Below are 14,373 nucleotides of genomic sequence, written 5' to 3'. Positions count from 1 at the left end.
CCATAACGACTAGAGCTCTGCCTAAGGGTGTTTATTCAAAACGCGCTTGACATCTGTATATGGGCTGCCCCTTCGCAGAAAACTTTTCCTCGTATTCTGTGGGTACATTAAGAGGATCCTCATCGGCGTGTAAGTCAACCGACACGTCTTCCAATATCATTCCATATTGTGAAAAGCTGACTAATGAATATTCAAACAACCCTTTATTGTCAGTTTTCAATGTGATTCCACCGCCGGGTATAAGAACTTTTTTGTATTGGTCAAGAAACGTATGATACGTAAGACGCCGCTTCTCATGTCTATTTTTAGGCCATGGATCAGAGAAGTTTAAATACAAATGATCAATTTCATTCTCTCCAAAGAGCTCTCGAAGATCTTTTGCGTCCTCGTTCACCAGTCTTACATTATCTACTTCGGCATCTAGAACTTTTTTTAGAGCTCCCACAATCACACTTTTCACGAGCTCTATTCCTACAAAGTTTACATCAGTATGCTGTTTCCCCATACCGGCTATGAACTGTCCTTTTCCTGAACCAATTTCCAGGTGTAGTGGTGCCTGTGGATTTTTAAATAATTCGCTCCATTTACCTAACTTTTCAAACGGTTCCTGAACAACGATATCATCATGCTCACGCATATAATCATCGGCCCAGGGCTTATTTCTTAAGCGCATAGTTAGATTCCTCCTCTTATCGTTAAAATCGTACCATGAACGAGCTTGCAATTTAAAGTTTTTATTAAATACGGTGAATATAGACGAATGTGTGCCTAATATCCCTTATGTTTAACCATGAGGAAGATATATAGCTAAGAAGAGGAAGTTCTTCTCTTAACTGATAAAAACTCCGAAAAAAGGGGGTTGGGTTGTAAACGCTTTCTCATATACCATTATATTTGCGTGATAATAACGGATATTGGAGTGATAATTAATTTATGAAGTTGATGAACCAAGTAATTGATATGACAGTGGTGGCCACTTTCTCTGTAATGTTCGCTGGTTACGCACTATTTGTATATCCTTTTGAAAAAATGAATGAAAAAATGAGCGCCGAAGTCAAAGAGAAGAAACTAAAATATACTCCTACGATTACTGAAGGTTAAAATAAATAAAAAACAAACCGTTGCTGTAACAGCAACGGTTTTTCATTTGACTTCAAGTATAATCATTAAATGATTTTATGTTTATCCATAATTTTCTTAAGCTTTTCTGTTCGGATAGAAGCCTCGTCATACTCTCCTCTCATCTGGTGCCACTGAATGAAAGCGAGAGCCTGAGAAATAGAATACCAAATCATCCGCTCGAATAAGTGAGTATCAGGATCGATTCCATATTCTTTTAACCAATGATGCCAGTTTTCTTCTGGTATATAGGAGAAGAGCATCATCCCTAAATCAAGAGCAGGATCCGCAACCATCGCGTTATCCCAATCGATCAAATAAAGCTGGTCATAAGAAGAGAGAAGCCAATTATTGTGATTCGTATCACAGTGACAAACCACGTGGAAGTCGTGCGTTACATCATCAACTCTATATTCAAGGAATTTAATAGCCTGATGTATATTGAGTTTAGGTGCAACTTCGTCAAGAACTTGCTGGTTTTCCTTTAAGTCCCTCAAAACCTCATGAGGAGTCAATGGTGTCTTCCCTAATCGCATGAGCATATCAAGAAGTTCTGTCGAGTGGTGAATTTTACTTAACAGGGCGGCTACTCGAGGATGTTTCATTTCTTCCGGATTTAACTCGCGCCCTTCCAACCACTCCTGGGCAGTAATTACATCCCCATTTTCTAACCGCTTGGTCCATACAAGCTTGGGTACAATTCCCTCGGCAGAAAGCACAGCAAGGAATGGAGACGAATTTCTTTTCAGAAATAAACGTTTCCCTTCGGTTTGGGCATAATATGCTTCTCCAGTGGATCCTCCTGCTGGTGTTACCGTCCAATCATTACCAAGTATATGTTCCAACCAATTCACCTTCAATTCCTCAAATCTGCCTTTGATTATACTACTATCAGTATATCGTACTTTAGGACCGTTCCAAAGTCTTTAAAGTTATCTAAAAAGAGTTACCTTAAATTAGATTAACTCATTGCTCTGCCTACTTTCAAGAAATATCTTTTTTTATCCTACAAAAATCGACGTTGTAGAAGGACTCTTTTTTATACAACATTCATAACACTCCCCGCTCTGGCCATCTGCCTGGAAAGGCAATGGCTCAAGCGAAGAGATGTGCACAGTTTGGCCTTCCCATTCATGTACTTCTTTGCGGCTGAGATGTCGTCCGGTAAACACGGTTAAAAATAATGATAATATTTTCCATTTAGGCGTAGGTTCTATAATAATAATTTGAAAAGAAGATTTTTCGTAATTTGCGTTAGGGGAAATCTTCATGCCCCCACCGTAATAAGGATGATTTGTGATAGTAACCATAGTAGCTTTTTCACATTCGATCTTTTTGCCATCAATTTTCAAATCAATAGAAACGGGATCTAAGTCTGGTAAAACTTTCAGTAAAGCCAGCGAGTAAATAAACGATGTTAATCGAAAATACTTGGTCCATTTACGAAAAGCAGGTTTATTGACTGCTTCCACTATACGGCCGTCCATACCAAATCCAATACTATTTAAAAAATAGCGCTGACTTGATCCATGCTCGTTAAAAGATGTGAATATACCTACCCGAATTGAATGACACTCTGGCTCCTCTATTATGTTTCGAAATAATGATAAGCCGCGTGTAGACTGTCCCACCCCTCTGGCGAAATCATTCCCAGATCCAGCAGGGATAAAACCGATAGGAACATCAGGATAATTCTTCGCTCCATTTATTACCTCATGAAGGGTTCCATCTCCTCCGATCACAATAAGGCAAGTCAATAAATCGTGGTAAAGAGTACAAAACTCCTCCGCAATTTTTTCTGCGTGTCCTTTGTATTTAGAAAAATGCGTTTGAAAATTCTCTTTGTGATTTTGATACAAAGGATCATTTTTGATTTCCCTAAACAACTTTTCTGCCTTTCCATGACCAGCTTCTGGATTGATGATAAGTAAGAACACCTGACATTTCTCCTATTTAATAAGATAATTTACTTAAAAACATGGTAATATCATATTTTAACATCATTATAGAGGAGGGTATTTATGCCGACAGACTGTCAATTTTGTGGTACATATTTCCTCCTCCCCGAAAGCGGGTCTATCGTACTAAGCCGAAAGAAATCATTTAAATCCATACAGCTTTTAGTTAGTCATGAAGATGAGGATACCATTATTTATCGGTACAATTCTAAAAAGGAATTAAAATCTTCCTTAGATGCCTTGCTTTCAGCCGCTACTGCCCAAGAATGGCTGCACATTTTAAATTTAGATTCAACTCAATCTTTCCCAATTTCAGTTCAGCATCTGTACGAAAGATTGGATAACCCTGCATTAGGGGAGATTATTCAGCAAGGGACATTTACTTCTCACTTACAACCCATTGTGGACATGCACGAAAATGAAATTTTTGGGTATGAGTCTCTTCTCCGCACGAAGGGAAAGAGCATAAATCCAGGCGATTTATTTTCCTATGCCCAGCGTTCAGGCCTCCAATCCATGCTTGACCAGAAGGCACGACGCTCAGCTGTAAAAGCAAAATCAGACTTTTTACCAAAGGGACAGAAAATCTTTATTAATTTCCTCCCCTCCACAATTTATGTACCGGAATTCTGCCTTAAACATACGTTTCAAATGGTAGAAGAGTTTAATATCGACCCTGCCGATTTAGTATTTGAAGTGGTTGAAACTGAAAAGGTTACTAATGTAGAACATTTAAAATCGATCTTAGATACATACAAAACGTCTGGGATGAAAGTAGCCTTGGACGACGTGGGAGCAGGGTATAGTACGCTCGAGATGTTAAGTTTATTAAAACCGGATTTCTTAAAAATCGATCGATCCTATATCCAGAATTGTCATGAAGACCTGACCAGCCAAAACTTTCTTTTTCAAGTCATGAACCGTGCTTCAAGCTTAGGTATTAAAGTTCTGGCGGAAGGAATTGAAACAGAAGATGAATGGAACTGGGTACGTGAACTTGGAGTGGATTATGGTCAGGGATACTATATAGGTAAACCTGGACCTCTTCCAAAAGAAGCAATCAATCTTCGTTAGTTTCCTCTTCACTATCCCACGCAGGCCGTTTAAAGGACGTCGTCTGACAGTGGTTTAAAAGTGCTTCTGCAGCTTTCAGCTGCTTGTGTTTCAGGGGGGAAGTTAATCTCCGTTTATTATACACCCACGGCTCGTAATTCTGCTTATCAATAAAGTCTGTATCGTATGGCTCCTGAAACGATTGAAAAACTAAATCAGGAGCTAAAACGACTTTACGTATAGGAAAATCAATTTTGTAGGTTTTTAAAACACTTTTGACAAACGTTTCCGTCCGTTTTAGTGAGAGCAGTGGATTAATAACTTTAGAACCGTCCTTATTTAAAGCATACCAGCTATGATCAGAGGAAGGTTGGATTTCCTCAGCTTCAGGCAGATGCAAGTAAAAAATAATTTCTACTCCAAAAGGTCCGATAAGTATGATATCTGACTCCATTTTTGCGTTTCGCATCTTTACTACGGGATAAAACATAATCAAGAAAGTATCTGGAAATCTCTGCAGGAAAAATTTAAGTTTATCATCCTTCTGGTAGGTTCTATCCAAAAAAGACTTTTCCTGAAGCGTGGTGGATGCCCATTGGAGTTGAAAAGAGATCAATTCATTTAAAAAATACTGTTTTAACTCCTGCATAGTTTCAGGTATTGAAACTTCGTTTTTTATATTGCTTACCTTTTCCTGTTTTTCTTTTTCCTTCGAACGAAATAAAATTCGTTTCCAACGTGGCTGAGGCTCCTTCTCAGCTTCATCTTCTTTTTCATCTATTCTTTCCAGCCTTCCCTGCTCAAATGCTTGCTTCGTTTTACTCCAGTTTTCTTTTTTCAACTGTATGAATCGGGTGGGATACTGATAGATATCCATTTCATATCTGGAAATGTAATCCTGGAGTTTAATTAATTGAGCCACTTTTTCACCTCTACTTATAAAACAAATTTCTCGACGGGTTCATATTTTGGAGTCTGATCTGAATGTATTCGAAATAGATAAACGTGCTCGACACGCATTGGATATTCAATATCAAATATACTAGGATATTCTGCTTTCGATAATGGAGAGGTTCCCTCCGCCTTTTTCTTAGCCAGTGTAATATGTGGATTAAAATTTCTATTTTCCTTTTCAAATCCAAGCTTTTCTCCTGCACGATCAATTTGATCTTTCATTATTAGTAATGAAGTACTGTTTTCAACTGATGCATGAAACACTCGCGGTCTCACTTTCTGACCAAAATAGCCTGCCGGTCCAATCTTTAAGGAAAAAGCTTTGGGCCATTCCTGGTTTTTAAGCTCATTTACGTAAGCACTTATTATTTCATCGGTGCATCCTCCTAAAAACTTTATGGTAATGTGAAAGTCATCAGGATCTGTCCAAATTTTAAAATCCATAGATTGAGAAAGGATCTGCTGCCATTCTTTCAGGTTCTTTTGTACGTGAGGTGAGGCTTTAATTCCAAAAAAATAGTGTGCACTCATCCTGCCAGCTCCTTCATTAGATTTGTCGTCCATTTTCTAACCACGGTTACTAATAGAATTCCGAGTAATGTCATCCCAGAGAAGAACCCGTACATTCCCGCTGCACTCCATAAATCAATCATTACCCCGCCCATAAAAGTAAAGAATGCATTTCCTAAACCATTGCCTACGGCTGAGTATAAACCAACAGCTGTGGCACGCACCTCGGCAGGAGCTAGTTCTCTAACTAAAATTAAGGCGGCTGGTATATAAAGGCCAACAGATATTCCCTGAACGATTGTTGTAGCGTATACAAGCTCACTCGAAGGCTCAAAAAAGTACAAGAACCACCGGGCACAAGATACAGTAGCGCTAACCACAATAACATTTAAAACTCCCATCCTATCAATAACCTTCTGTGCATATTTCATAAAAGGAGCCTCGCTCCCTGCTGCTAGCAGGAAGGCAACTCCTACTCCGGATAGTGTACCTCCTACAGATAAAATAAACGTCCCGAAATAATAGTTATTTGCAAGCACCGGACCAAATATCAAAAAATTCGAAACCAGAAAAAGCATAAATGGTTTTTGTTTCAGCAGCACCTTTAATCCTTCACGGAAGGATACTGAAACCTCTTCCGATCGTTTCGGAAATTGAAATAATGCGAGCAATGCAAGAATTAACCCGGAAGAAAAGAAATAAAAGATCCAATTAAGAGAATCTGTCCAATCCGTAACACGACCAAGGATAAATACGGATACCGCAAATCCTATGGCTCCCCATAATCGTATATTTCCATATTCCTTCCCGTTAGTGTGTACAAAACTCAAAGATAAACTGTCGGATAGCGGCACAATGCCAGATTGAAATAAGGCAATAGAAATTATTCCAATTAATAAAAAAGGAAAGAGCTGCATAAACGGATAAAACAAACCTAGTACAGAAGCCATTATGGATGCGATCATTAAAAGCCTTTTTGGTCTTCTTGTATAATCACTAATCATTCCCCATACCGGCTGTACAAAAATAGTAACCAGCGGTAAAGCGGCAATTACTATACCAATTTGCGTATGGTTCAGCCCTTTTTCCTCTTCTAAGAAAACCGATAATAATGGGAAAAGAGAGCCAAATGAGAAGAAAGCAAAAAAATAAAAAAGCTGGATAAAACGATACGTTTTTTCAACTGCTGGATTTTTCATTAAAATGGCCTTTCTAAGATCATTTAGTCAGCTCGTAAATTGAGGCTGCATAGATCTCAATAGCTTTCTTCATATCAGCCAGTCTAACGTGTTCATCCCTTTGATGGGCTGTGTCTGGACTGTCAAGAAACATGGCTCCAAATGCTACACCCGCTTGCAGGGAACGAGCATAGGTAGCGCCACCGATCGATACAGCTGTGTCATTTTGGCCAGCTGCTTCATTATACACACGCAAAAGAGTCTCCAAAAACGGATGATCTTTTTCCATAAACAGGGCTTTTAAATGATCATACACTTCCAGGGTTCCACCGTTTTCTTCAGCATAACTTTGAAGTGTGGAAATAATTTGCTCCCCGTCGGCTGTAACCGGGTACCTGATATTCACCCCGAGAGTAAAGGAACTATTCGGCTGAATTTTGAGAGAGCCAAGATTACTACTAAGTGCTCCAGAGTCTTCATCTGACTGTTTAAGAAACAGACCACTTCCATCTGTCCGGTGGAAATCTTCAGCTATTTTTTTTAGCTTCCTCTTCCATTCTGAATGAATGGGAAGGGTAAGTAAGCAGGTGAGTAAATTAGTGATCGCGTTCACACCTGTTTCCGGCTTACTAGCATGAGCCGCTTCTCCATAAAACGTAATTGTATAAGTATTCTCATCTTTTTCAACAGATGTACTAACCATCTGCTCTGCTGCGTACTTCTTTACATGAGTTTCCAAGTCTTCTTCAGAATGTAACACTGCTTTCGCTTGATCAGGAACCATATTCAATCGGTCTCCACCACTCAGACTAACGAACCGGGCGGCAGGAATTTCATTGTCACTGATGTCCGGGGCTGGATAAGTGATATAGCTGTCCAATAATCCTTTTTCGGCATGAATTACTGGAAAAGAGGCGTCGGGAGAGAACCCAAAGGTTGGCATCTCCTCCTTTGTAAAATAGTAGTCCATTCCTTTCCAGTCCCGTTCTTCATCTGTCCCCAGGATAAGCCTGACACGCTTGTTGGGCTTAAACCCTTTATCTTTAAGTATTTTCATTGCAATATAGGCTGCCATTACCGGACCTTTATCATCCTGGGCCCCTCTGGCGAATAAACACCCATCCTTTACAGTCGGCTCAAAAGGCGGTGTCTTCCAATCTTTCCCCGCAGGAACCACATCCAGGTGACCAAGGATACCCAGCAGTTCGTCCCCTTCACCAAATTCAATATGACCAGCATGGCCATCGATATTTTTTGTGTGGAACCCATCTGTCCGGGCTATATGTAGCATTGTCTCCAGCACGTCATGGATCGCCTTTCCATATGGATATTCTTCACTTTCCTCATACACACTTGGTATTTTTAGAATTTGAGATACTTTCGTAAGGAATTCTTCTTCGTACATCCCACTCATCTTTTTGAAATCCATTAAGAGGACCCTCCTTTTGTAATTTGGGCGTAGACATCATCATTGCAAATCGCATATAATTCCGCTTTTTCAGGAATTGGTTGGTCTAATTTACGGTTAATAGCCAGGTCCTGACGGTCAGCAATAAGAGTGGCCCCCTCATCCAGCAATTCTTGAAAAGCGTCTCTGTATATCTTCCAGTGGCTTCTCATAGGGATATGGTAAAGATCTTCTCCAACGGACCTCTTTAGAAGCTGACCGTAAATTTCAGAAACTCCTTTTCTAAAAGCTGAACGGACAGCAAGAGAGGAGATGGTTTCGTTCGAAAGAATGAATTCATCGACGTGGATATGTTTAAAGTTCTTAATATGTTTCTCATCCATAATTTCCACAATGGTATGGACTTCTTTAGCAATTGACTCAATGGAAGAAGCAATTAATAAGGTCTGCCCATCGGCCACCTGCTCATTACTCAATTTATCATTTGCAAATACAAGGACCGCCTTTGCACGTTTTATATTCGCTTTTTCTAATGTATCTGTATTTGAAGCTTCCCCTTTTACATAGTGAATGTTTTCTTCAAGGAGTGGGGCTTCCTTCAGCTGATCAATGATAATTACTTCAGTCTTAGGATTGGTGTCTATGATTTCTTTTATAGCAAAATGGGCTTTTTGCGACCACCCGATGATAATAAAATGACCGGAATCCTTATACACGATATCACCTTCCAAACGTTTTTTTCTAAATAGAGCAAAAGCGTCAATAATTTTACTGATCACTACTCCGATAAGCCCGATCCCTATCACGTACAAACCAATGGCTATCAATCGCCCGCCTGCTGTTACAGGATAGTAATCTCCGTATCCAACTGTAGTTACAGTAGTCATGACCCACCAGAACCCATCAAAAATAGTAGGGAACGTTTCATTCTCTACAAGCACAATTAATACGGAAGAAAATATAACAAGCAATGCACTCGATAGAAAAAGAACGGTATTGTTTATTTTGACAATTCTTAGAAATAATTTCCTTAAAATTAGCACTTCATCGCCTCCTTTTTTTTAAGAAGTTGTAAATTTAGTGAATTATCTGTAAAATAAGCGTATTTTTGTAGCAACAGCCTTTTTCACTATAGTAGAATGAAACCAGCTTCAATGGCACCACAAATTCCAATGATGACGAATAAGGAGTGGTTTTTTGAATCATCCATCTTCCCGCATGCTCAATCGAATTAAGGCTGTTTACCTCTTCATAAGAGACCAAGGAATTGTGACAACGAACGAACTCGCTGATGAATTCGGAATTACAGATCGAACAATGCAAAGGGACTTAAGCGTTTTGGAATATAACGGGCTTGTATCAAGTCCATACCGTGGAAAGTGGACCATTACTAAAAAGAAAGTTAAAACAGGATGAATAACTATATACAAGACCACCCTTTCCTTAGGATCGGGTGGTTTTTTAATGATTATTCAAGATTAGTAATGGAGAACAAATAGTCGAGCTCCTCGTCGCTCAGCTCACGGTATTCACCCAGTTCTAATTCCGGGTCAAGTTCGAGCGTGCCCATTTTAATTCTTTTTAGATAGATCACTTTTTTACCGACTGCTTCAAACATTCGCTTCACTTGATGGAATTTCCCTTCTGTTATGGTCAATTCAATCTCAGAGCGATCGTCCGATACAAGGATGTCGAGCTCAGCAGGCTTCGTTTTGTAACCATCATCGAGTGTAACACCCTTTGAAAATTCTTCTGCATCTTTCTCTGTTACTTTTCCTTCAATAATAGCGAAATATGTTTTACCAACGTCTTTTTTTGGAGAAGTCAGCCGATGATTCAATTGGCCATCATTAGTGATCAGCAAAAGTCCTTCTGTATCTTTATCGAGCCGGCCGACAGGAAAAGGATTGAAAATGGAATCTTCCGGCTGGAGAATATCAATGACGGTAGTCTCATTGGCGTCTTCAGTAGCCGAAATAAGATCACCTGGTTTATTCATCATGATATAAATAAACTCTCGGTACTCCACTTCTTCTCCCATAACAGTGATTTCGTCTTGTTCAGTATTGATGTGGGTTTTAGGACTCTTTTCTGGCTGGCCATTTACTCGTACATTCCCGCCCTTAAGCAGAGACTTTACCTCTTTGCGTGTTCCATAGCCCATGTTGGCTAACAATTTATCGATCCTCATTTTAAAATCTCCTTCACCTGCGCTTTAAGAATTTATCTAATACTCTTACTCTTCCACCAAGTACTCGTTCTAATAACGTTGACTTGTACGTTAACCACAAATAAATTATACCGCCTGAGCCTATACTTAACGTAAGCACTAGTAAAGCATCCAATCTGCTTTCTGTCGGGTTAAGAAAGAAGCCTGCCAGTCCTTTCACAAGGAAAACGGAAATAGCCATTATTGTTGTTAATATAAGTACCAGTAGTGTACGCTTGTATAATTGTCTGTAAGAGAACTCTATCGCTGTAAATATCCGCCAGAAGTTTAAAGTCACGGCAGATGCTACGCCAATCCCGGTAGCCAAGATAGCTCCCTTCGGTCCCATAATCGTAATAAGCCACGTATTGAGTACTAATTTTAGGAATATACCAGTTCCCAGGCTGATTACCGCAAAATTCTGACGGTTAATTCCTTGAAGAACAGACGACGTCACGGTATAAAGAGCTAGGAATAAACCGACAGGAGCGTACCACCTTAACAGGCTTCCTTTGAAAAGAAAATCTTCAAGATTTTCATCTACTCCATAAAATGTTCCGTAGGCTTCCAATGCCACTACAGATAAACCGACTGCAGCAGGTATAATAAGAATTGCAATGATCTGCAAGGCTTGATTCACCTGGTTGTTCAACTGTCTCATATTCTTATTCGTAAAGGATTGAGTGATAGCAGGCAGCAAGGCCAGAGATAAACCAATCCCAAACGTTACAGGAATCATGACCAGTTTGTGACTCAAAAAGTTAATGATTGAAAATGAATTCTTATATTCCAATCCAGCCGCCGTAATCGCTCTTTCCAGCGTAAACTGGTCAATCAGCTGATAAAGCGGTGTAGCAATGCCTACTAAAATAAATGGACCTGCATAGGTAAACAGTTCTTGAAACATTTCTTTATTGGATAAACCATATGTGTATTCCTGTGCATCTAACTGACGATCTAAATATGGTTTTCGTTTTCTCCAGTAAAGAAACAGGACAATACAAGAGGCAATGCCTCCAATAAATGCGGCGAAAGTTGCGAAGCCTACTGCTCTTGGAATAGGTCCTTGCATAACTTGAACAATAAGAAAAACGGACACTAGTAAGAATGCAATCCTTACAATTTGCTCTACCACTTGTGAAACAGCGGTAGGTGCCATAGATTCATATCCCTGGAAAAATCCCCGTGTAATACTCATTGGCGGGATCACCAGCAAAGCAAAACTTACCATTTGAATAACCATGGTTGCATCACCCAGGATGGGGGAATCAGCACCAACCGTCCACGAGGCTACTTGCTCAGCGGAGAAGAATAATATTAAGAACGCTAATATCCCGCTGATAGACATGAGTGTAATACCGGCCTTCAGCATCCTTCTGCCGGTTTCATAGTCTTCAAGCGCGTTATATTTAGAAACAAATTTGGACACGGCTACGGGAATCCCCATACTGGACAAGCTTAAAAGAATGCTATAAGGAACATAAGCGTAGGAAAACAAATCTGTTCCTTCCGTGCCTACCATATTTTCAAATGGTACCGTATAAATCATACCCAGGAATTTTGATAAAAAAGTCCCGGCTGTTAATAACATCGTGCCTTTTAAGATTTTCGACATATTTTACTATTCACCTTCAATTTTATTGTAGAATCGACCTCATCTATTTTATCATAGATAAAGGTGAAACAATGAACGATCGGCCAAAAAGAAAGGAAGAACCTCATGACTTACCAAGTAACCGTAATCGGGGGAGGCCCCTCAGGTTTAATGGCAGCGATCGCTGCTGCTGAACAAGGCGTAAAAACCCTTCTAATTGATAAAGGAAATAAATTAGGTACTAAGCTGGCAATCTCCGGCGGAGGCCGCTGCAACGTGACTAATCGTCTTCCAGAAGAAGAAGTGATCAAACATATTCCCGGAAATGGCAAGTTTTTATACAGTCCTTTTTCTGTATTTAACAACTATGACATTATAGATTTTTTTGAAGGACTGGGAGTTGCTTTAAAAGAAGAGGATCATGGACGTATGTTTCCTGTAAGTAATAAAGCAAAGGATGTGGTTCAGGCTCTTTTAGACCGACTGGAAAACTTGGATGTTGAAGTTCGAAAGAAAACACCTGTCGAGTCTATTCAGTACGGTAACGAAAAACATGAAATTACACTTCAATCCAAGGAAAAAATTATGACGAAAGCTGTTATTATAGCTGTTGGAGGAAAAGCTGTACCTCATACAGGAAGTACAGGAGACGGTTACGCATGGGCGAAAAAAGCAGGACATGTAATTACGGAGCTTTTTCCTACTGAGGTTCCTTTGCGATCAAACGAGGAATTTATTAAAGATAAAAGTCTGCAGGGTTTATCTTTAAGAGATGTAGATGTATCCGTGCTTAACCAAAAAGGAAAGCAGATAGTGACTCACCGTATGGATATGCTTTTTACTCATTTCGGACTATCGGGGCCTGCCATCCTGCGATGTTCTCAATATGTGGTTAAAGAATTTATGAAAGGTCATAAACCAGTTACTATTGAAATTGATTGTATGCCGGACAAAAAAGAGCATGTGCTTTATGAGGAAATACAGAAGGATTTGAAAGACCATCCTAAGAAAACCTTTAGAAACCTGGTAAAAGGAATTGTTCCCGAGCGCTTATTAGATTATTTATTAGATTACACTAATATTGAAGCAGATGAAAAAGCAGCTAATCTTTCTAATCAAAAACTGAATAATTTTGTCTCCCTTATTAAACACTTTCAAGTCAAAACTCATGATACTCTCCCTATAGAAAAAGCATTTGTTACGGGAGGGGGAGTTTCAATTAAAGAGATTATCCCCAATACAATGCAGTCTAAGCTCATGAATGGTCTTTACTTTTGTGGTGAAATTTTGGATATTCATGGTTACACTGGTGGATATAATATCACATCAGCTATGGTAACCGGTCGCGTAGCAGGCATGCATGCTGCCTGGGAATCGATGGGATAAGAGAAACATTTTTGATCTTCCTCCGAATAGCCCGCGAATATAAAAAATCGAGAAGCTCTTAAAAGCTTCTCGATTTTCTTTTCTTGTATTCTTGTTCTCTACCTAGCTCTCTATTTAAGAGAGCCTGCATCTCTTCTCTATCTTCTTTCTCCACTACCGGGTCTTCCTTAACCCAATCCAGTGAATACACAATGTAATATCGCCGAATTCTTCTGAAATAGATGGTGGTATTGGGGAATTTATCAAAATAGCCCCGTACCATTTTTCTTCCGGCATAACTCCATCTTGTTAAATTAATAGAAACCCCTCCGAACGTATATTCCTGTTTTATTATAACTAGGATTCTATTGGAGAGCAATTCCCTTGCCTTAAAGTAAGGGGATCTTCTTCGCATAGCCTCTGAATGGTTGGATGTCTACTACTTCATTTTAGCTTACTGGACACCTAAGATTCTATGACCTCAAACAAATGACAAATGTATGTACATTCATTCTAAGGATATTTTTTCGAATTTATTGAAACATTTGGTGTATGAACACGTATGTCTATTAAACGAGGTATTGATTTGGAAAGAATAGGTGGAGAAAAGAGCTTGTATATGCTTATGTATGGTTTAGTGAGCGTGGTTTCTTTTTAGACAGTATCTAAATTAGTAGGGATCAATATTTCTCCTGCGTATGGGAATCTTTACAGTACTTTTATTATGAATTTCGATCTGTGGTTTATTCCTAGATGGCATATTCTATTTTCTTCTATCGATATCCAAAAGTGACCACAAACTTAAGGAACCCTCAATTTTAATACATACTTAACAGCAACAATTAATATAACCTAACGAAAAAAAGCCTTGAATAAATTCAAGACTTTTTTCTACTGGTGACGTGGCGGCGTCCTACTCTCACGGGGATCGACCCGACTACCATCGGCGCTGAAGAGCTTAACTTCTGTGTTCGGCATGGGAACAGGTGTGACCTCTTCGCCTTCACCACCACATCATATACAGT

14 protein-coding genes and 1 rRNA gene are annotated in these 14,373 nt (G+C 39.4%); 4 read left to right on the top strand and 11 right to left on the bottom strand.

All coding sequences use genetic code 11. From position 1 onward, the window contains the following. Positions 1-31: 31 nt before the first annotated feature. Positions 32-673, bottom strand: a complete 642-nt coding sequence (gene trmB, locus ACTWPM_RS07060; RefSeq protein WP_443132360.1) for a tRNA (guanosine(46)-N7)-methyltransferase TrmB — start codon at positions 671-673, stop codon at positions 32-34. Between the two features lie 260 nt (positions 674-933). On the opposite strand from trmB, the gene ACTWPM_RS07055 reads away from it, so the two are divergent. Then, positions 934-1,101, top strand: a complete 168-nt coding sequence (locus tag ACTWPM_RS07055) for a hypothetical protein (protein ID WP_443132359.1) — start codon at positions 934-936, stop codon at positions 1,099-1,101. Between the two features lie 65 nt (positions 1,102-1,166). Here ACTWPM_RS07055 and ACTWPM_RS07050 read toward each other — a convergent pair whose 3' ends face one another. Then, on the bottom strand, positions 1,167-1,964 hold the full coding sequence (locus ACTWPM_RS07050) for a phosphotransferase (RefSeq protein ID WP_443132475.1): 798 nt from the start codon (positions 1,962-1,964) through the stop codon (positions 1,167-1,169). A gap of 156 nt (positions 1,965-2,120) precedes the next feature. Next, entirely contained in the window at positions 2,121-3,056 is a 936-nt protein-coding gene (locus ACTWPM_RS07045) for a diacylglycerol/lipid kinase family protein (protein ID WP_443132358.1), read from the bottom strand. A gap of 84 nt (positions 3,057-3,140) precedes the next feature. Here ACTWPM_RS07045 and ACTWPM_RS07040 point away from each other — a divergent pair, with 84 nt between their 5' ends. Continuing rightward, complete coding sequence (locus ACTWPM_RS07040) at positions 3,141-4,151, top strand: EAL domain-containing protein (protein ID WP_443132357.1); 1,011 nt, start codon at positions 3,141-3,143, stop codon at positions 4,149-4,151. Here the strand turns inward: ACTWPM_RS07040 and ACTWPM_RS07035 are convergent. The 5 genes from ACTWPM_RS07035 to ACTWPM_RS07015 are packed head-to-tail and all read right to left on the bottom strand — an operon-like array spanning position 4,138 to position 9,223. After that, positions 4,138-5,052 carry an NERD domain-containing protein gene (locus ACTWPM_RS07035; RefSeq protein WP_443132356.1) on the bottom strand — a complete coding sequence of 305 codons (915 nt, stop codon included), beginning with the start codon at positions 5,050-5,052 and terminating at the stop codon, positions 4,138-4,140. The genes ACTWPM_RS07040 and ACTWPM_RS07035 overlap by 14 nt on opposite strands. A 14-nt stretch (positions 5,053-5,066) precedes the next feature. After that, on the bottom strand, positions 5,067-5,615 hold the full coding sequence (gene thpR, locus ACTWPM_RS07030) for an RNA 2',3'-cyclic phosphodiesterase (RefSeq protein ID WP_443132355.1): 549 nt from the start codon (positions 5,613-5,615) through the stop codon (positions 5,067-5,069). Continuing rightward, the gene (locus tag ACTWPM_RS07025) at positions 5,612-6,793 is read right to left on the bottom strand and encodes an MFS transporter (protein ID WP_443132354.1); all 1,182 of its coding nucleotides are present in this window, start codon (positions 6,791-6,793) and stop codon (positions 5,612-5,614) included. Before ACTWPM_RS07025 ends, thpR begins: the two co-directional genes overlap by 4 nt. A 19-nt stretch (positions 6,794-6,812) precedes the next feature. Then, on the bottom strand, positions 6,813-8,201 hold the full coding sequence (gene pepV, locus ACTWPM_RS07020) for a dipeptidase PepV (RefSeq protein WP_443132353.1): 1,389 nt from the start codon (positions 8,199-8,201) through the stop codon (positions 6,813-6,815). Continuing rightward, positions 8,201-9,223 (bottom strand): potassium channel family protein, encoded by a 1,023-nt coding sequence (locus tag ACTWPM_RS07015; RefSeq protein ID WP_443132352.1) that lies wholly within the window; start codon positions 9,221-9,223, stop codon positions 8,201-8,203. The genes pepV and ACTWPM_RS07015 overlap by 1 nt, the downstream gene beginning before the upstream one ends. A 175-nt stretch (positions 9,224-9,398) precedes the next feature. Here ACTWPM_RS07015 and ACTWPM_RS07010 point away from each other — a divergent pair, with 175 nt between their 5' ends. Further along, entirely contained in the window at positions 9,399-9,596 is a 198-nt protein-coding gene (locus ACTWPM_RS07010) for a DeoR family transcriptional regulator (RefSeq protein ID WP_443132474.1), read from the top strand. Between the two features lie 52 nt (positions 9,597-9,648). Here the strand turns inward: ACTWPM_RS07010 and ACTWPM_RS07005 are convergent, their stop codons facing one another. Next, the gene (locus ACTWPM_RS07005) at positions 9,649-10,371 is read right to left on the bottom strand and encodes a pseudouridine synthase (RefSeq protein ID WP_443132351.1); all 723 of its coding nucleotides are present in this window, start codon (positions 10,369-10,371) and stop codon (positions 9,649-9,651) included. Between the two features lie 13 nt (positions 10,372-10,384). Beyond that, a complete protein-coding gene (locus ACTWPM_RS07000) occupies positions 10,385-12,004 on the bottom strand; it encodes a putative polysaccharide biosynthesis protein (RefSeq protein WP_443132350.1) in 1,620 nt (539 codons plus the stop codon). Between the two features lie 105 nt (positions 12,005-12,109). Between ACTWPM_RS07000 and ACTWPM_RS06995 the strand changes: the two genes are divergently transcribed. Beyond that, the gene (locus ACTWPM_RS06995) at positions 12,110-13,369 is read left to right on the top strand and encodes an NAD(P)/FAD-dependent oxidoreductase (RefSeq protein ID WP_443132349.1); all 1,260 of its coding nucleotides are present in this window, start codon (positions 12,110-12,112) and stop codon (positions 13,367-13,369) included. A gap of 879 nt (positions 13,370-14,248) precedes the next feature. On the opposite strand, the gene rrf is transcribed toward ACTWPM_RS06995, so the two are convergent. Continuing rightward, positions 14,249-14,362 (bottom strand): 5S ribosomal RNA (rrf, locus tag ACTWPM_RS06990). Positions 14,363-14,373: the final 11 nt, after the last annotated feature.

This window comes from Halobacillus sp. K22, assembly GCF_052246795.1.
Classification (GTDB): domain Bacteria; phylum Bacillota; class Bacilli; order Bacillales; family Halobacillaceae; genus Halobacillus.
The sequence above is the reverse complement of the archived record's forward strand: the minus strand, read 5'-3'. Positions and strand labels throughout refer to the sequence as shown.